The 1,656-nt window shown below is 59.9% G+C and carries 2 protein-coding genes; both read right to left on the bottom strand.

Annotated elements, in window-relative coordinates; genetic code table 11:
- Window positions 1-274: PhnD/SsuA/transferrin family substrate-binding protein (locus tag Q673_RS0118235; protein WP_031217846.1), on the bottom strand; the 274-nt coding region annotated here is incomplete at its 3' end.
- 51 nt (window positions 275-325) lie between these two features.
- The gene (gene phnC, locus Q673_RS24475; protein ID WP_023005310.1) at window positions 326-1,153 is read right to left on the bottom strand and encodes a phosphonate ABC transporter ATP-binding protein; all 828 of its coding nucleotides are present in this window, start codon (window positions 1,151-1,153) and stop codon (window positions 326-328) included.
- Window positions 1,154-1,656: the final 503 nt, after the last annotated feature.

The following is a 1,656-nucleotide window of genomic DNA, read 5'->3' as shown; positions in this document are numbered from 1 at the left end:
ACTTATTGCCGTACCAGGCCAGGTCGACCTTGTCGAAGCGCATGGCCTGGATAACGGCGGCGTAGTCGGTGGCGAAGAAGGGCTTAATCTCACGGCCAAGTTCGCGGGACATGTCATCCAGGAAGGGCTGCCACTGATCAGCCTGGTTCTGGCTGGACTCGGTGGAGATGATGCCGAAGTTGAGAGTCTCGGCGGCCAGGGTCAGCTGACTGGCGAACAGACTGGCGCCGGCGACCAGCGGCAGTGCGAAACGACGAAACGGGAAGCGGGACATGGACAGGTCTCCTTGGGATGTCGAGTAAGCGTCAAGTGGTTGGGCTGGGTGTTACCCCAAAGCCCCGATGGCATTGCCGATGTCTTGGGGAGCCGGCTTGGCATGCAGCTCATCCAGGCCGGCGTTGGCGTACAGCGCCTCGAGGCGAGCGTCTGTAAGGTCGCTGGTGGGACCATCGAAGTAGAGGCGGCCCTCCTTCAGCGCGATGGTGCGCGGGCAGAAGCGGCGAGCCACCTCCACCTGATGCAGGGTGACCAGCACAGTGCGACCGTCCTCGGCGTTGATACGGGCCAGGATCTCCATCACTTCGCGGGAGCTACGCGGGTCCAGTGAGGCAATGGGCTCATCGGCGAGGATGATGTCGGCGTCCTGCATGAGGACGCGGGCGATGGCCACACGCTGCATCTGGCCGCCGGAAAGGGTGTTGGCGCGCTGATGGGCCAGGGAATCGATGCCGACACGGGCCAGTGCCCGCAGAGCCTGATCGGTTTCCTCGGCGGTGAAGCGACCCAGCAAGGAGCGGCCACGCGGCATGCTGCCCAGACGGCCGATCAGCACATTGGTAAGCACGCTCAGGCGGCCGACGAGGTTGAACTGCTGGAAGATGTAACCGGTACGGCAGCGCTCGGCGCGGGTGCGGCGAGTGAGGCGGCCAGCGCTCTGGATGTCGCGACCGAGTACCTCGATGCGGCTGTGGCTATCACGGTTGGCGCGGGTGAGCCCGGCCATGTGGCGCATCAAGGTGGACTTGCCGGAGCCCGACGGGCCCACCAGGGCAACCATTTCGCCGGGAGATACGGAAAAGCCGACCTCGCGAAGAACCGGGTGCTGGCCGAAGGTCTTGCTGACCCGATCGACCAGGATGCTGTGAATCGACATGACGCCTCTCCTCTTGGGAATGGCATCAGTGTCGCGGTGTCAGGTTAACGGCAGTTGTCTAGACAATGATGATCTCGTGACAGTGCGTCACCGTCGACGGGGGGGAGACTCACTAAGAAAAGAAGAGCAGCTTGGAAGAATCAATGAGTTAGAGAAGGAGGGTCATGGAACCGTAATTACAATGACGGCAAAGTGTCACGGAAGACAGTATTCAAGAGCAGGTGGCACTGAATCGCTCGCCATCTGGTAGATGGGAGGTCGTAAAGTAGAATCTTGAGCAGTAGGCCAGACCCCGAGCCGAGCTCCAGCTAAATTCATCATAACCAACATTATGTGGAATTTAGAGGCAAAGTTTGCGTTGAACCATGAAAAAGCCGAACCCAATTGGCAACACCAAAAGGGTTCGGCTTCTTTTCCCACTACTGCGGGATACACTGCAATTTGATCAACCAACTACGCTAAGCATATAGCGCTAGTTCAATCATCCCCGCATCTGCGGGCGC

Origin of the sequence: Halomonas sp. PBN3 (assembly GCF_000475415.1) — a bacterium.
GTDB lineage: Bacteria > Pseudomonadota > Gammaproteobacteria > Pseudomonadales > Halomonadaceae > Halomonas > Halomonas shengliensis.
The sequence above is the reverse complement of the archived record's forward strand: the minus strand, read 5'-3'. Positions and strand labels throughout refer to the sequence as shown.